This is a genomic window from Lysinibacillus sp. BS3 (genome assembly GCF_039614735.1).
Classification (GTDB): Bacteria; Bacillota; Bacilli; order Bacillales_A; family Planococcaceae; genus Lysinibacillus; species Lysinibacillus capsici.
This window is the reverse complement of record NZ_CP154860.1, coordinates 3,039,479-3,060,261: the sequence shown is the minus strand read 5'-3', so window position 1 is coordinate 3,060,261 and position 20,783 is coordinate 3,039,479. Positions and strand designations below refer to the sequence as shown.

General features: G+C 36.1%; 21 protein-coding genes and 1 riboswitch. Of the genes, 11 read left to right on the top strand and 10 right to left on the bottom strand.

Annotation, left to right across the window (positions count from 1 at the left end; genetic code table 11):
* Positions 1-5: 5 nt before the first annotated feature.
* On the bottom strand, positions 6-446 hold the full coding sequence (locus AAJG31_RS15055) for a VOC family protein (RefSeq protein ID WP_048394038.1): 441 nt from the start codon (positions 444-446) through the stop codon (positions 6-8).
* A gap of 332 nt (positions 447-778) precedes the next feature.
* On the opposite strand from AAJG31_RS15055, the gene AAJG31_RS15050 reads away from it, so the two are divergent.
* Positions 779-1,624 carry an aldo/keto reductase gene (locus AAJG31_RS15050; RefSeq protein ID WP_112116828.1) on the top strand — a complete coding sequence of 282 codons (846 nt, stop codon included), beginning with the start codon at positions 779-781 and terminating at the stop codon, positions 1,622-1,624.
* A gap of 55 nt (positions 1,625-1,679) precedes the next feature.
* Here AAJG31_RS15050 and AAJG31_RS15045 read toward each other — a convergent pair whose 3' ends face one another.
* Positions 1,680-2,063, bottom strand: coding sequence for a helix-turn-helix domain-containing protein (locus AAJG31_RS15045; RefSeq protein WP_016992625.1), 384 nt, complete (start codon positions 2,061-2,063; stop codon positions 1,680-1,682).
* A gap of 110 nt (positions 2,064-2,173) precedes the next feature.
* Here AAJG31_RS15045 and AAJG31_RS15040 point away from each other — a divergent pair, with 110 nt between their 5' ends.
* The 5 genes from AAJG31_RS15040 (at position 2,174) to AAJG31_RS15020 (ending at position 7,646) form a co-directional block, all read left to right on the top strand.
* Positions 2,174-3,358: an MFS transporter gene (locus AAJG31_RS15040; protein WP_054549682.1), complete on the top strand. Its 1,185-nt coding sequence runs from the start codon at positions 2,174-2,176 to the stop codon at positions 3,356-3,358.
* Between the two features lie 158 nt (positions 3,359-3,516).
* A complete protein-coding gene (locus tag AAJG31_RS15035) occupies positions 3,517-4,467 on the top strand; it encodes an ABC transporter substrate-binding protein (RefSeq protein ID WP_279493366.1) in 951 nt (316 codons plus the stop codon).
* A 74-nt stretch (positions 4,468-4,541) separates the two neighbouring features.
* A complete protein-coding gene (locus tag AAJG31_RS15030; protein WP_279493367.1) occupies positions 4,542-6,113 on the top strand; it encodes an AraC family transcriptional regulator in 1,572 nt (523 codons plus the stop codon).
* Positions 6,114-6,233: 120 nt separating this feature from the next.
* On the top strand, positions 6,234-6,632 hold the full coding sequence (locus AAJG31_RS15025; protein ID WP_345803551.1) for a hypothetical protein: 399 nt from the start codon (positions 6,234-6,236) through the stop codon (positions 6,630-6,632).
* An 81-nt stretch (positions 6,633-6,713) separates the two neighbouring features.
* Positions 6,714-6,819, top strand: a riboswitch (SAM riboswitch).
* A gap of 89 nt (positions 6,820-6,908) precedes the next feature.
* Positions 6,909-7,646 (top strand): cyclase family protein, encoded by a 738-nt coding sequence (locus tag AAJG31_RS15020; protein WP_048394025.1) that lies wholly within the window; start codon positions 6,909-6,911, stop codon positions 7,644-7,646.
* 30 nt (positions 7,647-7,676) lie between these two features.
* Here the strand turns inward: AAJG31_RS15020 and AAJG31_RS15015 are convergent, their stop codons facing one another.
* Positions 7,677-8,273 carry a DedA family protein gene (locus tag AAJG31_RS15015; protein ID WP_066037945.1) on the bottom strand — a complete coding sequence of 199 codons (597 nt, stop codon included), beginning with the start codon at positions 8,271-8,273 and terminating at the stop codon, positions 7,677-7,679.
* Positions 8,274-8,333: 60 nt separating this feature from the next.
* Positions 8,334-9,107, bottom strand: a complete 774-nt coding sequence (locus AAJG31_RS15010) for a Cof-type HAD-IIB family hydrolase (protein WP_054549687.1) — start codon at positions 9,105-9,107, stop codon at positions 8,334-8,336.
* Between the two features lie 322 nt (positions 9,108-9,429).
* Here AAJG31_RS15010 and AAJG31_RS15005 point away from each other — a divergent pair, with 322 nt between their 5' ends.
* The 3 genes from AAJG31_RS15005 (at position 9,430) to AAJG31_RS14995 (ending at position 12,041) form a co-directional block, all read left to right on the top strand.
* Positions 9,430-10,113 (top strand): DUF2225 domain-containing protein, encoded by a 684-nt coding sequence (locus tag AAJG31_RS15005; protein WP_016993422.1) that lies wholly within the window; start codon positions 9,430-9,432, stop codon positions 10,111-10,113.
* Between the two features lie 22 nt (positions 10,114-10,135).
* Positions 10,136-10,489 carry a hypothetical protein gene (locus AAJG31_RS15000; protein ID WP_016993423.1) on the top strand — a complete coding sequence of 118 codons (354 nt, stop codon included), beginning with the start codon at positions 10,136-10,138 and terminating at the stop codon, positions 10,487-10,489.
* Between the two features lie 139 nt (positions 10,490-10,628).
* A complete protein-coding gene (locus AAJG31_RS14995; RefSeq protein ID WP_279493370.1) occupies positions 10,629-12,041 on the top strand; it encodes an erythromycin esterase family protein in 1,413 nt (470 codons plus the stop codon).
* A 49-nt stretch (positions 12,042-12,090) separates the two neighbouring features.
* On the opposite strand, the gene AAJG31_RS14990 is transcribed toward AAJG31_RS14995, so the two are convergent.
* From AAJG31_RS14990 to AAJG31_RS14980, 3 genes are all read right to left on the bottom strand, one after another.
* Positions 12,091-13,266 carry a DUF4272 domain-containing protein gene (locus AAJG31_RS14990; RefSeq protein WP_259419980.1) on the bottom strand — a complete coding sequence of 392 codons (1,176 nt, stop codon included), beginning with the start codon at positions 13,264-13,266 and terminating at the stop codon, positions 12,091-12,093.
* Position 13,267: 1 nt separating this feature from the next.
* On the bottom strand, positions 13,268-14,569 hold the full coding sequence (locus tag AAJG31_RS14985; RefSeq protein ID WP_279493371.1) for an SMI1/KNR4 family protein: 1,302 nt from the start codon (positions 14,567-14,569) through the stop codon (positions 13,268-13,270).
* A gap of 184 nt (positions 14,570-14,753) precedes the next feature.
* Positions 14,754-15,584: a MerR family transcriptional regulator gene (locus tag AAJG31_RS14980; protein WP_279493372.1), complete on the bottom strand. Its 831-nt coding sequence runs from the start codon at positions 15,582-15,584 to the stop codon at positions 14,754-14,756.
* Between the two features lie 86 nt (positions 15,585-15,670).
* On the opposite strand from AAJG31_RS14980, the gene AAJG31_RS14975 reads away from it, so the two are divergent.
* Both AAJG31_RS14975 and AAJG31_RS14970 read left to right on the top strand, forming a co-directional pair.
* On the top strand, positions 15,671-16,138 hold the full coding sequence (locus AAJG31_RS14975) for a GNAT family N-acetyltransferase (RefSeq protein WP_048394017.1): 468 nt from the start codon (positions 15,671-15,673) through the stop codon (positions 16,136-16,138).
* Entirely contained in the window at positions 16,125-17,468 is a 1,344-nt protein-coding gene (locus AAJG31_RS14970) for an MATE family efflux transporter (RefSeq protein WP_048394015.1), read from the top strand. Before AAJG31_RS14975 ends, AAJG31_RS14970 begins: the two co-directional genes overlap by 14 nt.
* 42 nt (positions 17,469-17,510) lie before the next feature.
* Here AAJG31_RS14970 and AAJG31_RS14965 read toward each other — a convergent pair whose 3' ends face one another.
* From AAJG31_RS14965 to AAJG31_RS14955, 3 genes are all read right to left on the bottom strand, one after another.
* Positions 17,511-18,542, bottom strand: a complete 1,032-nt coding sequence (locus tag AAJG31_RS14965; RefSeq protein ID WP_048394013.1) for a S66 peptidase family protein — start codon at positions 18,540-18,542, stop codon at positions 17,511-17,513.
* Between the two features lie 225 nt (positions 18,543-18,767).
* Complete coding sequence (locus AAJG31_RS14960) at positions 18,768-19,301, bottom strand: GNAT family protein (RefSeq protein ID WP_048394011.1); 534 nt, start codon at positions 19,299-19,301, stop codon at positions 18,768-18,770.
* A 65-nt stretch (positions 19,302-19,366) separates the two neighbouring features.
* Entirely contained in the window at positions 19,367-20,419 is a 1,053-nt protein-coding gene (locus AAJG31_RS14955) for an AI-2E family transporter (protein WP_048394009.1), read from the bottom strand.
* Positions 20,420-20,783: the final 364 nt, after the last annotated feature.

The following is a 20,783-nucleotide window of genomic DNA, read 5'->3' as shown; positions in this document are numbered from 1 at the left end:
AACAGTTATTGAATAATCAGCATATCATTCTCATCAAACTGCCACATGTCGCCATAGGCAACTTCCCAATAGTAGCCATTTGGATCTTGAAAATATCCACTATAGCCACCCCAAAATACAGTTACGGGCTCCTTAATAATTTCTGCACCCGCCTTTTTTGCTAATGCAAAGACTCGATCTACTTCTTCTTTTGATTTACCATTATAGGCAAGCGTGATTCCACCAAAGCCTTGGCTAATTTCTGGTGGATTAGATTCATTAATATCTTTGACTAAACGTTCAATTGGAAATAACGATATTTTTGTTCCTCCATTATTAAAGAACATGACATCGGGATTCGTCTCCTCTCCGTATACCACCACTTCAAAACCCAGTCCCTCTCGATAAAAATTTAGAGATTCCACCATATCTTTAACACCTAATGTAATTAAATTTAAACGATTCATCTTCAAAATCCCCTTTTTAAAGTATTACTACTTTAATTCTCTACCGAACGTATATTTCCTTTTATTACCGCAAGAAAAATATTTGTTTAATTGTCTCCAAAGCCTTTTGTAGACTACTCGATATTTTTTACTAGTAGTTAAGACCCATCAGGTGTGACTTTTTTATTTAATCGTTCATCATCAGTAAATATTTTTATTCCTCTAATCATTGCCAGCTCACAAAAGTTACCTCTACGTTTCTATGACACAAAAAAGTACGTACTTTTTTTGAGAGTTTATTAGCAGCATAATGAGTAAGCAATCCAATAATCACAAAACATGGAGGACTAAAAATGATTACTCATTTACAAGATACAATCACTTTAAATAATGGCCTACAAATGCCTGGTATGGGTTTAGGGGTTTTTCAAGTAGAAAATGACGCTACTGCAGAAATGGTTAAAAATGCTATCGAGGTTGGCTATCGAAGCATCGATACTGCTGCTATTTATGGCAATGAAGCAGGTGTAGGAGAAGGTATTAAACAAGCTCTAGCATCTACTGGCTTACGTCGTGAAGATTTATTTATCACATCTAAAGTATGGAACGATGGTTTAAGCTATGATGAAACAATTGCAGCTTATGAAGAGAGCCTAAAAAATTTAGGATTAGATTATTTAGACCTTTATCTAATTCATTGGCCTGGTAAAGATAAATATGCTGAATCGTGGAAAGCACTTGAAGACTTATATGAACAAGGCAAGATCAAAGCAATCGGTGTATGTAACTTTACTGTGGCACACTTGGATAACTTATTATCATTTGCTCATATTAAACCTGTTGTGAACCAAGTGGAATTCCACCCACGCTTACAACAAGTGGAGCTTCGTTCATTCTGTGACAAGCACCAAATTCAACTTGAAGCATGGGCACCTTTAATGCAAGGTGGACTTCTTGAAGATGAAACAATTTCAAAAATCGCAACAAAATACGGAAAATCAAATGCTCAGGTTATTTTACGCTGGGATGTACAAAATGGAGTGATTACAATTCCAAAATCAGTACGTAGAGAGCGTATGATGCAAAACGCTGATATCTTTGACTTTACTTTAACAGACGAAGAAATGGCATTAATCAATGAGATGAATCGTGAACAACGTGTTGGACCAAATCCAGATGAATTTGACTTTGCTCTATAAGCATTAAAAAGAGGAAAGAGACTGTCTTGTATATGACAGTCTCTTTCTCCCCTCATTATGATGTTTGCTGCATGGCAATATCATCATCACGTTGTTTTAACAGTACATCTTCACCTTTATCCTGTAATAATTCAACATGTTTTTCACCCCACGTACAAAGCATGTTCAGAATTGGTTCCATTCCTTGTCCATAGGCTGTTAATGAATATTCAACTTTTGGTGGTACTTGATTGAAGACCTTTCGATTGATTAACCCAGCCTGCTCCAGTTCCCTTAATTGGTTTGTGAGCATTTTTTGTGAAATACCTGGGATCAATCGTCGAAATTCGTTTGTTCGAATTTTACCATGGTGGTTTAAATGACAAAGAATAACTGGTTTCCATTTACCACCAATAACTTCTAGTGTAGCTTCAACACCAATATTATAAACTTTTTGCATCGTAAACCTCCTGTAATATCCAAAAGTAACTAAAAGTACTCTACATATCTTTTTGGTATGTATGAATATTACTACACATAATAAAAAAAATCAAAGGAGATAGTAGTAAAATGTCAAAATCAAAAAAGCCAAATGCTAAACTTACCTTACTAGCACTTGCTATCAGTGCATTTGGTATAGGGTCCACTGAATTTATCAGTGTGGGACTTTTACCATTAATTACAGATGACTTTGGTATTTCTCTTAGCACAGCTGGCTTAACCGTTTCTATATATGCACTAGGGGTAACTGTTGGGGCTCCCTTACTAACAGCTTTAACATCCCGCCTTAGTCGAAAAACCGTATTATTGCTTGTCATGTCCATTTTTATAGTGGGTAACCTAGCAGTCGCTTTAGCTCCTAATTTCGCATTACTATTAATCGGACGTATTATTTCAGCATTAGCACATGGTGTGTTTATGTCCATCGCTTCTGTTATAGCAGCAGATGTAGTGGAACCAAATAAACGAGCAAGTGCTATCGCCTTTATGTTTACTGGCTTAACATTAGCTACTGTAACAGGTGTCCCACTCGGTACATTTATTGGACAAGTAACAGATTGGCGTATGTCATTCATTTTTATTGTTGTCATTGGAATTGTCGGTTTAATTAGTAATGCATTTTTAGTACCTAGCCAATTATCGAAAGGCAATCCCATCTCTATTCGTGATATTGGCAAAGTATTAGGCAATATTCGAATGATCTTAATACTATTCATTACCGCAATTGGATACGGCGGTGCTTTTGTTGTCTACACATATGTTTCACCTATTTTAGAGCAATATATGGGGTATTCCCCACATACAGTCGTCATTATTCTAGTTGTCTATGGTATTTGTGTAGCTATCGGTAATACTCTTGGAGGTCATTTTGCTAATCATAATCCGCTACGTTCCATCTTTATTATTTTTGTTGGACTTGCATTGGCATTGCTTGGCATTGGCTTTACTCTTGAATCACCTATTATGGGATTAATAATGGTGCTGACAATGGGATTGTTCATGTTTATGAATGTCCCAGGATTGCAGCTATATGCTGTTCTACTATCTGAAAAATATATACCATCAGCAATTTCAATGGCCTCAGCATTGAATATTTCTGCTTTCAATATTGGCATATTTTTAGGCTCATATATCGGAGGCTTTATTATTCGCCACCAATCGTTGGCACATACGCCTATATACGGATTCCTGATGGTTATGCTAGCAGCAATTGTTACACTTTTATGGTTACTTTTCGATAACAAAAAACAATAACTCTCTGAATTTCATTTTGTATAAAAAAGTAGTAGAGAATGTGTATTGTTTGTTGATATGTAGTATCCTATAATTTACTTGAACCAAACGAGAATGATTATCATTCTAATTTAAGGGAATACCCTTACTGTTTTAGTAAATCTATAGGAGTGAATAAAATGCGTAGAGGTCGATATTTTTCATTTGTAGTTTTCTTTGCACTTATATTCGTATTAGGTGCCTGTGGCTCAAATGAAGTAAAAGAGGATACAGCTACAGAAAAACAATCATCTAAAGATACAAGAATTGTAGAAGACGAGTTTGGAAAAGTAGAAATTCCTACAAATCCACAGCGTGTAGCTGCTATCTATTTGGAAGACTATTTAACTGCTTTGGATGTAAAACCCGTTGTGCAATGGTATCACCCATCTTGGGGAAAACAGGACTATTTAGGATTAGATGTTCCTGAGTTCGACATTACTGGTAGCATGGAAACATTATTACAAGCCAAGCCTGATTTAATCATTGTAGATGGTGCCGCGGACAAGGCAAAGTATGATGAATACTCAAAGGTAGCGCCTACTTACCGCTTGAAAGAAGATATTCTACAAGATCCACGTGAAATTGCGAAAACAATAGCTGATGTTTTAAATATTTCCGATAAAGCAAAAGAAATGGTTGATCAATATGAGCAACGTGTTTCCGATTTAAAAGCAAAACTAGATGAATCAATCGAAGACGAAACAGTTGCTGTTGTACGACTAAATGTAGCAGATAATACATTAGCGTTATTTGGTATTAAAAATCGCTACTCTGGCTATATTTACACAGAGACAGGCTTAACACCACATCCATTAGCCCGTGATATGACAGAGTTTCACGAGGTTTTATCAGAAGAGGCTATCACGGAATTAGATGCGGATCATATCATCCTTTTCCCTTCAAACGGAACATGGGATTCTAAAGAAAACCAAGAAGCCATTAAATGGTTAGATAGTACACTATGGAAAACACTCCCTGCTGTAAAAAATGGGCATGTTTATATTGCTGATCGCACATATTGGCAATCTGGCGCAATCACAGCCAACTTGCTAAAGTATGATGATTTAGAGAAATGGTTCGTCAAATAATTTTCCAAAGAAAGCTCTTAATGAGGGCTTTCTTTGTGTTGTTCTGCCAATTCAAAAAAAGGGGTGAATTATTAATGGGTAACTTAACACATGTTTATACGTTACAAAATATCTCTTATTCAATTCAACCGTCAAAAAAGTTATTGATTAGTAGTGATTTCTATACACTTTTTATCGTAATGAATGGTAGCGGAAAGCTAGCCATAGATCATGACACCATTCATTTTAGTGAAGAAAAGTGCATATTGATTCCGCCAAATAACACGGTTAGTATCCACATTCAAAGTGAACACCTTTGTTTTTATCAGTTACAATTCAACATTGTCAATCTCAGCAATAGTCAAAATTCATATAGTCATTTTACAAGTATCAGCGAACGACATCTTCTCCCCTTTTCACAATGTCATAGACTGCTAGAAGTCATCTATCAAAACCGGTTAGCGGAGGATGAACACACGATTTTTGAACAGCATGTGCACTTTCAAGAGCTGATGTTATTACTCTTACATCAAACCATACCCAAGCAGATGAAAAAAAATGATCGCCAATCTGTTGAGCAGTCCGTTAACCATTTACAAAAACATTTTGAAAAAGAGTGGACGGTTGAGCAGCTAGCACAGCTAGCTGACGTACCAAGATGGAATTATACGCGCATTTTTAAAGATATTACGGGACAAATTCCTCTTCACTATTTAACTAAACTTCGTATTGAAAAAGCTAAGCATTTATTAATGACAACAAATGATCGAGTATTTGAAATTAGCCAGTCTGTCGGATTTAATAATGAGTATTATTTTAATCGTCGCTTTAAGGAACATGTCGGCATCTCTCCAGGACAATATCGAAGAAATCAAAGCAGCCATATACGTGTATTTGCACCATTCTTAGAAGATTTCTTTGTTGCGCTTGGGATTACGCCAATTGCTCAATTCAGTCATTCAAAATGGGGGAAACAAGACTATTTAGGTCTACAGAAAGTGCCAGATATCGATGTACAAAATAGAGAAATGGATCGACTCTTTTACTATAAGCCAACTTTAATTATGTTAGATTCTGGTGTAGAGCGTTGGGAATCCTTTCAGCACTTAGATGAAGTAGCCCCCGTCTGCCATCTTTCACACCCTGGAGAGAATTGGCAATCTACTTTATTTAAAATTGCAGATCTAACAGGAAAAACCTCCTTGATGCAAGACGTAATCCTACAATATGAAGATAAAGTACAACAAGCAAAAGGAATTCTTAGCAAATCTGTTTATGGGCAAAGTGTAGCATTTCTCCGTATTTCAGCCATTGGCATTACTCTATATGCGGGTCCTAAATGTGGCTATACGGGCCCCATTTTATATCGTGACTTAGGTTTAATGCCACATTCACTAGTATGGAGTATTCCGCACAATCAACGTAAAGCACAACTGAAATTTGCTCAATTGTTGCAATTAGATGCTGATCATTTATTTATTACCTTTGATAAACAACATTCCATTTATGAAAATGAGGAACGTGCTATTTTAAAAACTCCTACTTGGAAAAACCTAGCTGCCGTTAAAAGCAACTGTGTCTATGAAGTAGACTTTTTAACATGGATGAATTATGGCATTTTATCACATAGTAAAAAAATTGATGATGTCTTAAATGTACTTGGCTAAAAGGAAGCTTACTTTAGCTTCCTTTTTAAATGATTAGGACAAACATTGCACTGCTAATAACACCGAAAGCCGTTTTGCTACATAAGATAGGATATCAGTTATAGGATAGGAGGAATGACCTTGTATTACAATCCTTATCCGTATTTTGTGCATCCCTATCATTATCCAACATCGCCTATCGCTAATCATTTTGCCACTAGACCCTTTTCGCAACATCTAGCAATGCCGACCAATAATCCTTTTCCACCTGTCGATACACACAAATTAAAAGCTTCAGCATCACGGATAAAGGCAATGATGCAGCAAGCCCAATTACTTACGGATAAAATAGATAGCTCCCAACAATTCGCACATGATTTAATGAATGCTGCTCAACTTTCAAATAAAACAGAGGTTGAAAAATTAATCACATCAACAGGCATTACGATGAAATTTGAAACAAACTATACACCAGACAGTTTTAGAATACGTCTTATTGATAATGATTGTTGTGGAGTCACCTTAAATTTGAATTGGTGAAAATTCCTAGTGAACTTGTAAACTATAAAAAACTATGCTAAAGTGTTTGTATTGTTATTTCTGAAAATTCTTATATTACTTTTCTTATCAAGAGAGACGGAGGGATTGGCCCGATGAAGTCTCAGCAACCAGCTAACAGTATGGTGCTAATTCCAATTGGCAAAATGATCAGCCTTGAAGATGAGAAGAAGAACTACCGTTGTTGCAGCAGGAGTCCTCTTCTATTAGGGGACTCCTTTTTATTTACAACTATTTTTACAGAAAGCAGGGAAATCGATGTCTAATGAACTTTTACAAGCATTGCAATTATTAAAATCGAAACAGTGGGTTGACTTAACACATACATTCGGCCCTAATTCACCACATTTTTTTATGTTTGAGGACGCTAAATTTGAAACGTTATTTTCTCATAAGGACGGTTTCTTCGCTCAACAATTCACGTTCCCTGGTCAATATGGCACACATATCGACCCACCCATTCATTTTGTGCGAGATACTCGCTACTTAGAAGAATTAGAACTAAAAGAGCTTGTTCTTCCCCTTGTTGTTATTGATAAATCACAAGAGGCTGCGAGCAACCATGATTTTTCATTAAGTGTTGAAGATATTCTTGATTTTGAGGACAAGCATGGAGAAATTGAAGCAGGAACATTTGTAGCATTACGCACAGATTGGAGTAAGCGCTGGCCAGATAAAGAGGCTTTCAGTAATAAGGATGCAGATGGACATAACCATATCCCTGGCTGGGGTTTAGAAGCTTTACAGTTTTTACTAAAAGAACGCAAGGTAAGCGCAATTGGTCATGAAACTTTCGATACGGACTCTGCTGCTGATTTTCGTAAAAATGGCAAGCTAGATGGCGAATATTTTGTACTTGACCAAGACACCTATCAAATTGAGCTAATGACGAATTTGGACAAGCTACCTGCGAAAGGCGCTATCATCTTCAATATCGTACCTAAGCCAGAAAAAGCATCTGGCTTCCCTGTGCGCTCATTTGCTATTTTGCCATAACATAAAAGTCGGTATAGCGTATACCGACTTTTATGTTTGTCCATTTCTTTTTTTGAATAGAAAGTAAACAATGAGCATCCCTACAATAAATAAAAGGATAAGATAGATACTATAATGAGTCAGATAGTATCCAACAAATCGCCATTTCTCTCCAAGCATCTTTCCTAATGATATAAATGTGAACGTCCAGATAAATGCCCCTGTATAGGCAAAAAGCGCAAACTTTCTATAAGGATAATTATTAATAGCCGCAATATACGCTGTCAAATGACGTACCCCGGGGATAAAATAGCCAATTAATAATAGGGTAGGTCCTATTTTTGTAAACATCTTTTTCGTAAAGTCAATTTTTTGCTCTGTAATATGAATTTTAGGCCCATATTTCTGCAATAACGGTAAGCCAAAACGATAACCAATATAGTAGCTTAAGGTAATGCCTCCAACCGCACCAATCATTGCACTGACTAAAGCAGGAATATGTTCAAGACTTTCTCGGTAAACACTATAGCCTACATAAGTTAGAAACACCTCATCAGGAAGTGGCACCCCTACAATACCTCCAATTAGAATCACGATAATTCCAAAGTATCCGTAATGTTCAATTAGAGACTGCACGTGATGTGCCATAAATCATCCCACCTAAATTTATTAAAATCTACCTGCTATATATAGTGTAGCCTCAGCGCTCTAAATGACTTGAAGCTGACGTAAAGCAAAATTGATACCGCCATCCGTAGATGTCTTTGTAACAAAATTCGCAACACTTTTTAGAGCTTTACTACCATTTCCCATGGCAATTCCTACTCCTACATATTCCAACATGTCAATATCATTATCCCCATCCCCAAAGGCAATCGCATTCTTAGGGTCAATATTGAAATGATCAAGCACCGCTTTAATAGCTATAGACTTCGAAACATCCTGCTGTAATACATTCACAATATAAGGATGCCAACGCTGTAAAAATATATTCGAAACTTGGCTAGTATATCTTTTTTCAGCCAGCTCATCCGCATATAGACACATGAGAAAAACCTCTTCATCTACAATTTTTTCATTTATATGTGGAAAATCCCGTAAAGATAAAGTTTCTTGCATCGCTCTTAAAGCTACTGGACTTTGTATGCTATTCATGGATAGCTGCTCTGTAAAAAATGTTAGGCTATGCTGCTGTTCCTGTGCAAACGCCTGTACATTGTGGACAATTTCTTTGGCAATCGGAGTTTTATGTATGACAAGATCCTTATGTTTCACATAGGCCCCATTTGCAGTAATAAAGGTTTCAATCCCCAGCGCTTTTAACTCATAACACATAGATAAGGGTCTTCCAGTAGCCGCTACAAGATGGATTCCTTTTTCTTGCAATAACTGAATAGCTTGTTTTGTACTTTCTTCCACACAGCCATCCTCGTAATTAATCAATGTGCCGTCTACATCAAAAAACACGATATTATACTTCATTTTGAGAACCTCCTTCATAGTCATTTAGAACCAATTTATAATTTTTCTCCCATGAAATATGTGAAAGTATTTTGACAAACTTTAAGCAAACTATATAACTTCCTTTTGCACCACCGATAAAAACTATTACAAGCGTATTTATAATAATATTTAACTAAAAATTCCTTGAATATTTTTATTTAATAATTCTAAAGGAGTATACCAAAGAACACAAAATTGTTAAAATAAAAGATAATATCTTAAATACATTGAACGATAAAATCTGACGTATAAATAGAACAAAAGAAATAAAATTTTAGTGCACGCAAAGGAGTTGATTCTTATGGCATTTAACATTTACTACTATGAAAGTAGTGTGGATTGTAAATTTTGCAAAAAGCAGTTTACAACATATAAAGTTCGCCCTAATCGATATAAAATTATCGAAGAACAGACGGATTTCATGCCTGTTTACGATGGCCTAAACCCTTTGCTATATGAAGTTGCCGTATGTCCACATTGTGGCTATGCCTACCATAAATCTATGACACGGACATATGGACCTTTCATGCTACTCATTGATGAACTATACATTAAAGAGCTCCAGAAACCTATGGATATCTGTCAGGAACGTACAATTGATGATGCCATTATCAGTTTTAAGCTCGCCTATTTAGTATCCCGTGCATCAATGGAAGAATCTCTTTTAATGGCGAATTTCGCTTTAAAAATTGCTTGGCTCTATCGATTAAAAAAGGACGAAGAATCCGAAAAGCGTTATCTTTTTGCAGCTAGAGACTTTTATAGTAAATCCTTTGCCTCTAATCAAGAAGGTGGAGAGAGAATTCAGTTTTTACATGCTGAATTAAGCCTTCGACTTGGTGATATTCCTGAAGCAAAAAAAGGATTTTCACGCTTAATCGCTGATCGAAATGTTTCGCCAAAATATCGCAAGCTTGCACGCAATCGTTGGGAAAATTATAAATATGACGAACAACCCATAACAATTAATGAAATCATTAATTAATGGGACGAGGAGATGATTAATTATGTTGCTATTTCAAAAGAAAATTGATGTGAGAGAAGAGGATATATTTTCAGAGCTACATCATTTTTTATTAAGAAAAAATAATCGCTACCTAACAAACGAAGAAGTTGTCGCTCTAACAGGCGTATCATCTGAGCTGCTTTACAAATGGGTAAAAGCAGGTAAATTAAAGAACTCCATTTTTCCTAATTTAGGGGCTCCATGCGAACGATGTGGACAGATTACGCAAGCTAAAATTTGCGTGAGCTGCTCTTCCTCCATTGTTGGGACATTAAAACAAGAAGAAAAGGATCGTGCATGGTTTAACCAAATTCAACGTAACCATGTAAGAGCAAGTACGTATCATTATAAATAGCATTCCAACATCTCCATCAATTGGAGGTGTTTTTCTTTTTTACATACTAAATTTAAACTAATTTTAAACAAATTCTTCCTAAACTTTAAACTTGCCTTTCTATAATTAGTATCAATATAAAGTGAAGGGCTGATAATTAATGAGGAAAGCTAGGAAGCATAAGGTTTTATTAAGTTTTGCACTGGCAAGTTTAATGACAGTAAGTGGAGTAGTAAATGTCTCTGCTGCTGTCCCTGTAAATGAGCAGATTATTAAAAACGATTCTGCCGTCAAACAAGCTAGGACTTCTAATGAAACATTACTTGATTGGAAAAAATGGGCGAATGACCATGCATACAGCCTGTCATCCATCCAGCCTGAAACGTTTGACGGACAAAAAATTCCCGCTAACAAATTTGACGATTTAGAGATGCTAAAACCTTTATTACATGATAAACGTATTGTCTTTTTAGGGGAAAGCTCTCATGGAGTGGCGCAATTCAATCTAGCGAAAACACGTTTAATACAATTTTTACATCAAGATATGGGCTATAATGTCCTTGCCTTTGAAAGTGGTATGGGTAATGTGATGAATGCTCAAGGACAAATTGATAAACAAGCAGCTCTACAAACAATGAAGGATGCCATTTTCGGCGTTTGGTGGACAAAAGAAACTTTGCCTCTGTTTGACTATGCAAAATCGACTCAAGCAACAGAGCAACCTCTTGTACTTACTGGCTTCGATATTCAACAGCAAGGAGCATTTACGAACGGAGATTGGCTGCAAAACCCTAAGTTGGCTCAGCAATTCGATGAAGCTGAGAAGCAACTTGCTGAATGGAGCTCGGGAAAAGATTTGAAGGGCTATCAAAAAGTAAAAGCTACTATAATTGATGTATATAAACAGGTAAAATCACAAATACAATTCAAAGAAAAAGAGCTACAGGCAGCTTATCCAAAAGAGCCTCATATTGTAAAACTAATGGATCGCACTCTAGCAGATCGTATTCGACTAGCAGACGAATATATAGAGTTAACAATTCAGTCCAATATCGACATTGAACAAAATAATATAGAATCATTTTTGCAAACTATGGAATGGCGAGATCAAGCGATGATGGAGAACTTACTTTGGTTAGCTGAAGAGGTGTACCCTACAGAAAAGTTTATTGTATGGGCTCATAACGATCATATTCGTAAAGCACAATCGGATGTAATGGGATCTCCTTACCCAGTTAAATTAATGGGGGAACGTTTACCTGATATCTATAAGAAATATAGCTATGTATTAGGTCTATACATGACTAGTGGAGAGACAGCTAATAATATGGGAGAACCTATGCCTGTTTTACCTCCTGTCAAAGGATCTATTGAAGATATTCTGTCTTCAACAAATAAACCTTACACATTCATCGATTTACGCAATCGACAAAATGAACGAGGCAACTCATGGATGTTTGAACCACGCTTATCCTATAGTTGGGGAATGATACAGGAAAGTCTTGTTCCGCGCGACCAATACGATGGTATACTTTTAATAGATCAGGTGAATAAACCAACTTATATCAAATAATCTCTCTTATTAAACAATAGCAAACTAGATTTCCTAGTTTGCTATTATTTTAAGTATCCATCGATATAGTATCCCATTCTTCGTCTTGATATCCAATCATCCAAAATAAGCCTCTCCGTCTTTCCATCACAACACTTTCATTTAATGCTAAAGGAGCTTCTTGTCCATTGATGCGGCTATCTACACAAGCCCAATGTAATCTGTAAATTTTATCCGCCTCATCCACTATATCTTCCTTACTGCGCAGTACCGTTTGACCATAAAATTGCTCAAATGTCTCGCAACGAGAAACTACTTGAATTGCATATTCACAATCACATACATCGTCAGGGAAATTTAGCTCTTCCACAAGTCCCAATGCCCAAATAAGTGTCCAATAGGCTTCATATTGCCATGATATATTGACAGCTTCTTGAGCACCAGGATGCTGAGCCTCAAGAAAGAATTTTTCATGCTCCGTTAAAAATTCATGCACCTCATATGTGTGTAGCATATTGGTAAAGAACTCTCTAGACTCCTCAATATCACCCTTCTGTGCTACATCACAAGCGAATTGAATAACAATCAACAGGGCAACTGCTCTTCTTGCAATATCCTCTTGGCTTTTAAATTGAAGATTTTCTACTGGTGGTAGCTGAGGAAGCGATGCCGCATAAGGTATGTTCTTCTCTTTTAAAAAGGCTATCGTTCTAATTTTTCGTGCCTCTCCCTGCGCTGATGTGACCTCTTGTGCATGTATCTTTCTTGTACAAGCATGTGGTTGAAAATCAGATGGACCTGATTCTCCATTAGGATAAACAATAACCATACCGTTCTGATCCAGCAAAGTACCATCTGATAGGAAACCAATCCCCCCTATGCTTGCTAGTAATTTTATAAATTGCTGCATATGGTCTTCTGTCATCTCTTTGTTCATTTCGATTGCAACGACAGTATTGAGCACTGATATTTGAATCATTATACGTTCTTTTAGCTGTTCATCTTTAAATGGAATTTTATCGTAAAAGCCCATCATCCCAGGTATATTTTTTGCAAAATAATCAGGGTGCGTATCTTCAGTTAAAATGTTTATAGAACATCTATATTTATTAAATAAACCTCTTGATTTTAATAAATATTCGTTTTCATCTTTTTCAATAATGAAGCTTTTTGCCAATACATCGGATAGTTTATCCTGAATATCATCTGTATCATTTTTGGAAGCGAATATCGTAAAATGGTTCAATCTACTCTCTCCTTAGTCGCATATAGCATTTTAATAACCAATTTTCCAAACAACTAAGCGCTTGGCTAAACAGCTGTTTATTTTTCCGTAGCACCTCATGTTCAACCCAATATGCCAGCAAAGGACGCCATTTTTCTTCGTCTATCATAGTTGTAGGTGTGATTCCCCGCTGCATCATCTGACAAACAGCTCGGATGGATGTTAGCCTCTCTACTTCGTTGCCATTTAACCACTCGTATAATGTCTCTGCACTTGGTTGTGACTCAGCTAAAAGTGTATCCCACCCATCAATAGGAAACGTGACATAGGATCTCATCCAGTCTATAATATTTGGATGGTGAAATTGGCGTAGACGATATAGGGCAGTATAGGCATCAATTCTATCTTTTTCGATATCCATTAAGATAAAAGATTGTCCTTCATTAACTGGCAAACAATGTACTGTTACATAATCACGCAGCCAGTCAGGTACGTCATTCTGTCCTTGCCAAAGTTCTCTCGCCCAATTTCCCGCCTCACTCGGACATATCTTGACTAAAATTTCACTCCACGCCTTTTGTTCTGATTGAGATTGAGCTCGCTCTAACTTATGTCGAAGAGCCTGATACACCTGTACTCCATCAAAATGCAAAAATGCCTCCTGCACGCTTGTTTTTTTCACCCCATGCATGGAAACATAATGAAGTAAAGATGCTAAGCTGGATTGAGCCTGCTGTAAATTAGAGCTTAAATATTGTTCTAGCCAAGTTAGCCATAATTGTGAGCGATACAATTCAATATCCAATCCATTTTCACTACAAAATTGACGATGCTGTCCGCAATCTACGCCAATACAGCCTAAAGCCGTCATATTATCAACGTACGAATGAAAGTTGGCAGCAAGCAAATCAAGCTCATCTTCTTCATGGCTCCAATACCAAACCGTTTCGTCGTCAAGCTTAAGGAGAAGGGCATCTCCATTACCGGCCGTAAAAAATTGTAAATATTGCTTTTCATACGATTCATCATTCTCTCCAAAGTAAGGAAAGTCTAGAGCTTTTAGGCTCCAGCCAAATTCACCAGAAGGCGTATCTAACAATTCAGTGGGAAGTATCGCCTCATCTGGTAATGACCAATAAATACTTACTTGCTTTGAGCAATTTTGCAACAGTTGACGAAACCCATTAGGGATTTGTACACCAAGTCTTTCCTCAACCTGCTGTAACTCTTGCTCGGTAGCGACTGGCCGCATTTCAATCGGATGTACACAAGCTCCCTGCTGCTTCAATCGCTCTACTAAATGATTCCAACGCTCAATCCACATTGTCTCTAACCTCCATATAAGGCTCATGTGATGTCATACTTCTTATTTATCGTCAGGAAATCATTTACTGATTAGGCTAACTTTAAACAGAATGACAAAATGCTATTATTTTACTGCCATCTAAACCTTCGTATATGATAAATGTCTCAGCTATATTCATTCTTTTCTATTACGTCTTAATGAATTATTTTACTTTCTTTACTTCCATCATAATTTTGGTTACATACTCTTCTTCTCGATTTTTCATTACGGCATCATAAATGTATTCCTCGTATACATACTGACCTAGCTCATAACCCTTTTCATGCATGACATTAAATAGCCGTGTGTATGTCTCACCAAGTTTTGAGGAGGGGCCTACATGATAACCAATCACAAATTCACCCTCTATCGCCTTAAAATAAGGATGCCCTTCTCTTGGATGAGGCTGCTCAATATACAAATAACTATAGTTATCGTAATTCCCAGCTAACACTTGCTCTCTTCTTGTTATCCCTCCAATGGGATACCCCGTATCTAATTGAGAGCGATCCAATTCCTCAATAAAGTCAGATACAGCCTTCACAAACTGCTCTTCTGTAGAATTCTCAATATTTTTACTCAAATATAATGTATCTTCAGGAAAATACTCAATCGTGATATCCTTAAAATTTAGATACAGTGCTTCCTCTGTCATTTTGATTTTGACATCAATAATATTCTCAATCATTTCTAGTTCTCTACGCTTCTTCGCAACATGCTCTTTTTGTTGGTGCATCAATTCTAAAAAATTTTCAGGTGATTTCTCTGCCATATAATGCTGAATATCCTTTAAGGACATCCCCACTGCCTTTAATAATTCAATAACACCGAAAAAATCATATTGAGCAAGTGAATAATACCTATAATCCTTACTATCTTTCATGATGGGAGATAATAAACCAATTTGATCATAATAAATAAGTGTCTGTTTATTCACCTTACATAATTTAGCAAATTCACCAGTTGTAAAATACTTTACATTTTTATTAAGCATTTTTTGAGTTTCCTCCCTTGACTATATAGTTACTATATACTTTAGATTGTACCTATTCAAAATAAAAATAGAAAGGTTTTGACATTATGTTCACGGAGATTCGTGACATTACAGCTTTTAACAAGAAAGAAATTTTAGCATTACGCATCGCTGACAATCAGCAACATTTTATTGAATCTACAGAACAATGCTTAGCAGAGGCGGAAATGGATCGACGCTTTACGCCTTTAGGTCTGTATAAAGATAACACCGCTATAGGCTTCGCTATGTACGGCTTATTCCCTCATGATGATTACAGTCAACGAGTATGGCTTGATCGCTATCTAATTGCAGAACAATACCAAGGACAAGGTTTGGGAAAACATTTTTTACAGCAACTTATTCAATATTTAACAGTAAAGTTCAACTGTCTTCAGATATATTTAAGTGTTTATGACAATAACGCTGTAGCTATCCAGCTGTATAAACAATTTGGTTTTATATTTAATGGTGAGCTAGATGATAAAGGGGAAAAAGTGATGGTTTTGGAGGTGCATGGTTATGACAACCATTAATCCAATTGAAACAAAGCCACTGAAACCATTATTTTTATCATACTTATTCCCTGCAATGATCGGGATGCTTTTAATGTCCGTCAATATATTGGTAGATGGCATTTTCGTTAGTCATGGCGTGGGACCTACAGCTTTAGCTGGAGTTAATATAGCTGTTCCTATTTTCTCTATTTTGCTTTCTATTTCTCTATGGATTGGCATGGGAGGAGCTACTCTTTTCTCGATTTCTCTAGGAGAGGGCAATAAGCAACGTGCCCATCAACTATTTACATTGGCGTTTTCTACAATGCTAGTGGTTGTGATAACGATTATTGGATTTCTCGCGTTAAATCTAAAGGACATTTCTTATATATTCGGAGCGAGCGATGATACGTATCCGTATGTGCAGGAGTATTTACATGTAATTTTGCTCTTTGGGATATTTTACACAATTGAAAATTTATTAAGTATTTTTATTCGGAATGACGGCAACCCAAAATTGGCTATGCTGGGCTTAATTACAACATCGGCTTTGAATATACTCTTAAATTATGTTTTCATCTTCGTACTAGATTATGGCGTGACTGGCTGTGCCTTAGCGACAGCAATAGCTACAATTATAGGTACGTCTGTGCTATGTCTTCATTTTTTCCGTCCTCAATCTGAATTAAAATTTGTCACTTCATTTTTAAATCTATCAGATTTGAAAAAAATTTTTGCTATAGGTTTACCTAGCTTTATTGTTGAAGCTTCCGTTGCAGTTATCGTTATTTTGTATAACGTTACATTTTTACATTATTTAGGTGCGAATGGCGTTACTGCCTATGCAATGGTCAATTATATCCATACTGTCTTGCTGACTATTTTCCTTGGAGTCGGTATGGCTCTACAACCATTAGTAAGCTATCACCACGGGGCAAGATTACTTGAAAGATTAACTGCTTTATTGAAAATCGGTTTAGCTACCGCATTTATTTTAGGATTAACAACAGCTCTTATAGCTCTTCTTTTCCCTTCTCAATTAATGGCGTTATTTGGAGATAGCTCATTTGAAATTCGCAGTATGGCAGCACAGGGCTTTGTACATTTTGCCATTGGCTATGTATTTTTAGGGATCAACATGGTGTTCGCAGAATTCTTTCAATCCATTGAAAAAATTCGTATTGCTACAACAATTATGTTACTACGTAGTATTATCTTATTTATCCCTACTCTCATCATACTACCCAAGATACTTGGCTCGCAGGCTATTTGGTGGACCTTCCCAGTAGCAGAAGGAATTACAGCATTGCTTATTTACTTGTTCATTAGGAAAAATCCAAGAACCCTTTCATCTCCTGACCATGCTTAAATGAAAGGGGACCTCATCAAGGTCCCCTTTTAATATGTTTGCCTAACAAAATTGCATTTTTAGCGTACCTCTTCCTTCTTCTACTATTACTTCCCCAACTGCTCCATTCACTAGAATTAATTGAGGGGGGACATGTCCAATATCTACTTCATAGAAAACTGGTATTCCCATCTCGTCAAAAATATCCCTTAATGCATCCACCAATGTAAAGTCCCCTAGATTTTCATATAGTCCTGCTCGTCCGATTAGAACACCATTACATTTATTGAACCAACCATTATACTTTAATTGCCACAAAGCTCGGTAGATTTTTGCTGCATCCATACCAACACTTTCTAAATACCATATTGTTCCTTCCTCAGAGCAATATTCGTTAATAAATGATTGAACGTAATCGAAGGGCGTACCTATAAGAATTTGCAATGTATTTAAACAGCCACCTATCAACCTACCTGTCATACGATTACTACGCTCTTGGTTTAGAACTTTCCATTCGGTTTCACTGTCAAAATAAAATCCTGTAGCAGGATTTTTATAAACTTGCTCCCAGCTCGATTGAAAATAGTGAGAAGAGCTTTGAGTTATTGAATGACCAGTCTTACATGTAATTACGTCTATCCATTTAGAAGAAAGTTCATCCCATTGAGGTGCAGATAATTCAGTAAAATTCACCCCATGTGCGGATGCGTACCCCGTCATAGTTGTGTATACAAAAGATAAAGTACTAATATCTGAATACCCTAATATCCATTTGGGTCCCGCTTTTTTTAATTCGTCCCAATCGATTAAAGGTAATAACTCCATTAGAAAACTGCCTCCCCACGGTGGCATGACGACATCTATTCGCTCATCTAATAAATAGTCCATAAGTTCAGAGACTCGCTTTTCTTTTGTTGTACTTCTACCTTTAAGCTGCGTCCAGGTAGTATTTCCAATAATAACTTTCATTCCTCTTTGTATTAATTGTTTTTCAGCTTCTGTTATTAATAGATGAAGATGCTGTTCGACTCCACTAGAGGGTGCTGTCACGCCAATCGTAAGAGGCGTTTTTAAAGTAGGATATTGTATTTTCATTTACCATCTCTCCTTTATGCCTGCAAAAAATAATTGTTTTACAACAACAAGACGATTTTGGGTCTCTTAATTAGTTTTGCTATATCAGATTTAGAATGCATTTTAACTAAAAATACAGCTATGAAAGTTTCAACACTATTTCTGTCCTTCACACACAGAAATTTTTACCAATTATACTTGTGTTCAGAAAAAAAACCAACACAAAAATCTGTGCTGGTTAAATTTCTACTTTTGAATTTTCATATACTCATCACGCAACAGACTCATAATGATTTCATCAGAAAATGTATTATTCATAAACAAGGCCTGCCTCAAAACACCTTCTTTTTTAAAGCCGACCTTTTCATAGGATTTAATTGCTCTACTATTGTGTGAATATACCTGTAATTCTAAGCGATTCAGATTTAGCTCCTCAAATGTAAATCTTTGAGCAAGCCTAACTGCTTCTGAACCCATACCTCTACCACAATTCTCTATATTATGTAAAGCTATACGGAACACTGCCTTTTTATTATCTAAATCAACTTCCATAATCGCCAAATCACCAATTACCTGATCATTATCTACTAAACAAATAGCAAAATCATAGCGAGAAGAATCTGCTTTAAAGCGTTTGATCGCCTCTTTGATTTGTTCCTTTGTTAAAATATTCCGCGTTCCTGTCATATACATGATTTCTTCATTTTGAAAGCATCTTATAATACTATCACTGTCATCTTCTCGTATTTCTCTTAAATATACCTGTTGACCTTTTATCAATATAAACACCTCTTGTGCATTAAATAAGGAATCATCATGTATGTAGATGATTCCTTTGTTTGGAACTATTCCATTTGTTTTTCAGTGTGTACCTTCACGGATTTCTTCGCAGGGTCTTCCGAGGAGGTCACACCTAGAATATCAAGCAGGAACATAAATAGTGGAATACCTATGATTAGTCCCCATACACCAAGGAAATGCTCAGAAAAGAGAATGACCATAAACGTATAGAAAATCGGTAAATCTGTTTTGGCAGACATAAGCTTTGGATTTAAGAAGTAAGCTTCAATGGCATGTAAAACCATGACAATAACTAAAATATAGACGATGTACATCAAGCCACCAATGCTATATGCGATAATACTTAATGGTATTAATGAGATGATAACTCCTGCGACTGGAACTAAGCCTAAAATAAAGAGCATAATCCCAAGTGCAATCAAATGTGGGAAGCCCATAATAGAAAGGGCAATGACGGATAACACACAGTTAACAGCAGCAATAATAAATTGTGCTTCAATTACTTTACCAAATGAGCGGATGAATATTCTTGAGAAATAATGAAGCTCATCGTAAAGCGGCCCAATTTTACTATCCTTAAACTTAGCTGTAAACTCAATAATACGATTCTTTTCTAACAAGATGAATAAACTCAAAATTAGAGAAATCAATATTTGCATAATGATTTTACCAATATTCGTAATATTTTTAAGAGTTAAATCCACACCTTGCTCTAAATATTTCCCGAGCTCTATTTTCTCAAAAGTCGGTGCTAAGTATCTCGCAATCTCATTGTCATCTGGATCGAGATTAAAACTTGCAATGAGGTCGAAAAGCTGTGTGATCTGCTGGGTCACAATTGGTAAATATTTGTAAATAACAGCTACAATACCCGCAACAAGTAAAAGGTATAATGTTACCGTCACAGCTTTTTCATTCATCGGCGTATATTTTCTTATGCTTTTCGTTGTCTTCGTAGTAAGCTGGTTCATCAAATAAGTAATAATAAACGTAAGTAAAATTAGATTGATCATACTACGCATTAAATATAATGCAAGAGCAATCCCGACTAGAATAATAAAACGCTTAAATCCATTACTCCGAAAGAAATTATTCATTTATTCACTCCTTCTACAAAACGGCCTCGCTGCCTCTGCTACCTAGGGCTACACTATAAAATTGATTTATAACAATACGCATCATTCTTATGTAAAAATTTCCCTCTCATTTAATGAGTATAGCCATCTACCTTCAAAATAAGACGAAATGTATGTTTCTTTTAGAAGTGTCTGTATAAAACCTAAGGCGGGGTTGAAGTGAATTGTATGTCTTGTCAAATTAAAAAGTCGATACTCTTATCCTTTGTGAAAGCTTTACCAGCGTATTAGCCATAATTCTATAAATCTATTATAACCCTTTAAACCAGCATATCCAATTTGTATGTTCTTTTATAATGGTATTTGTATAGAACTTTTATCAACT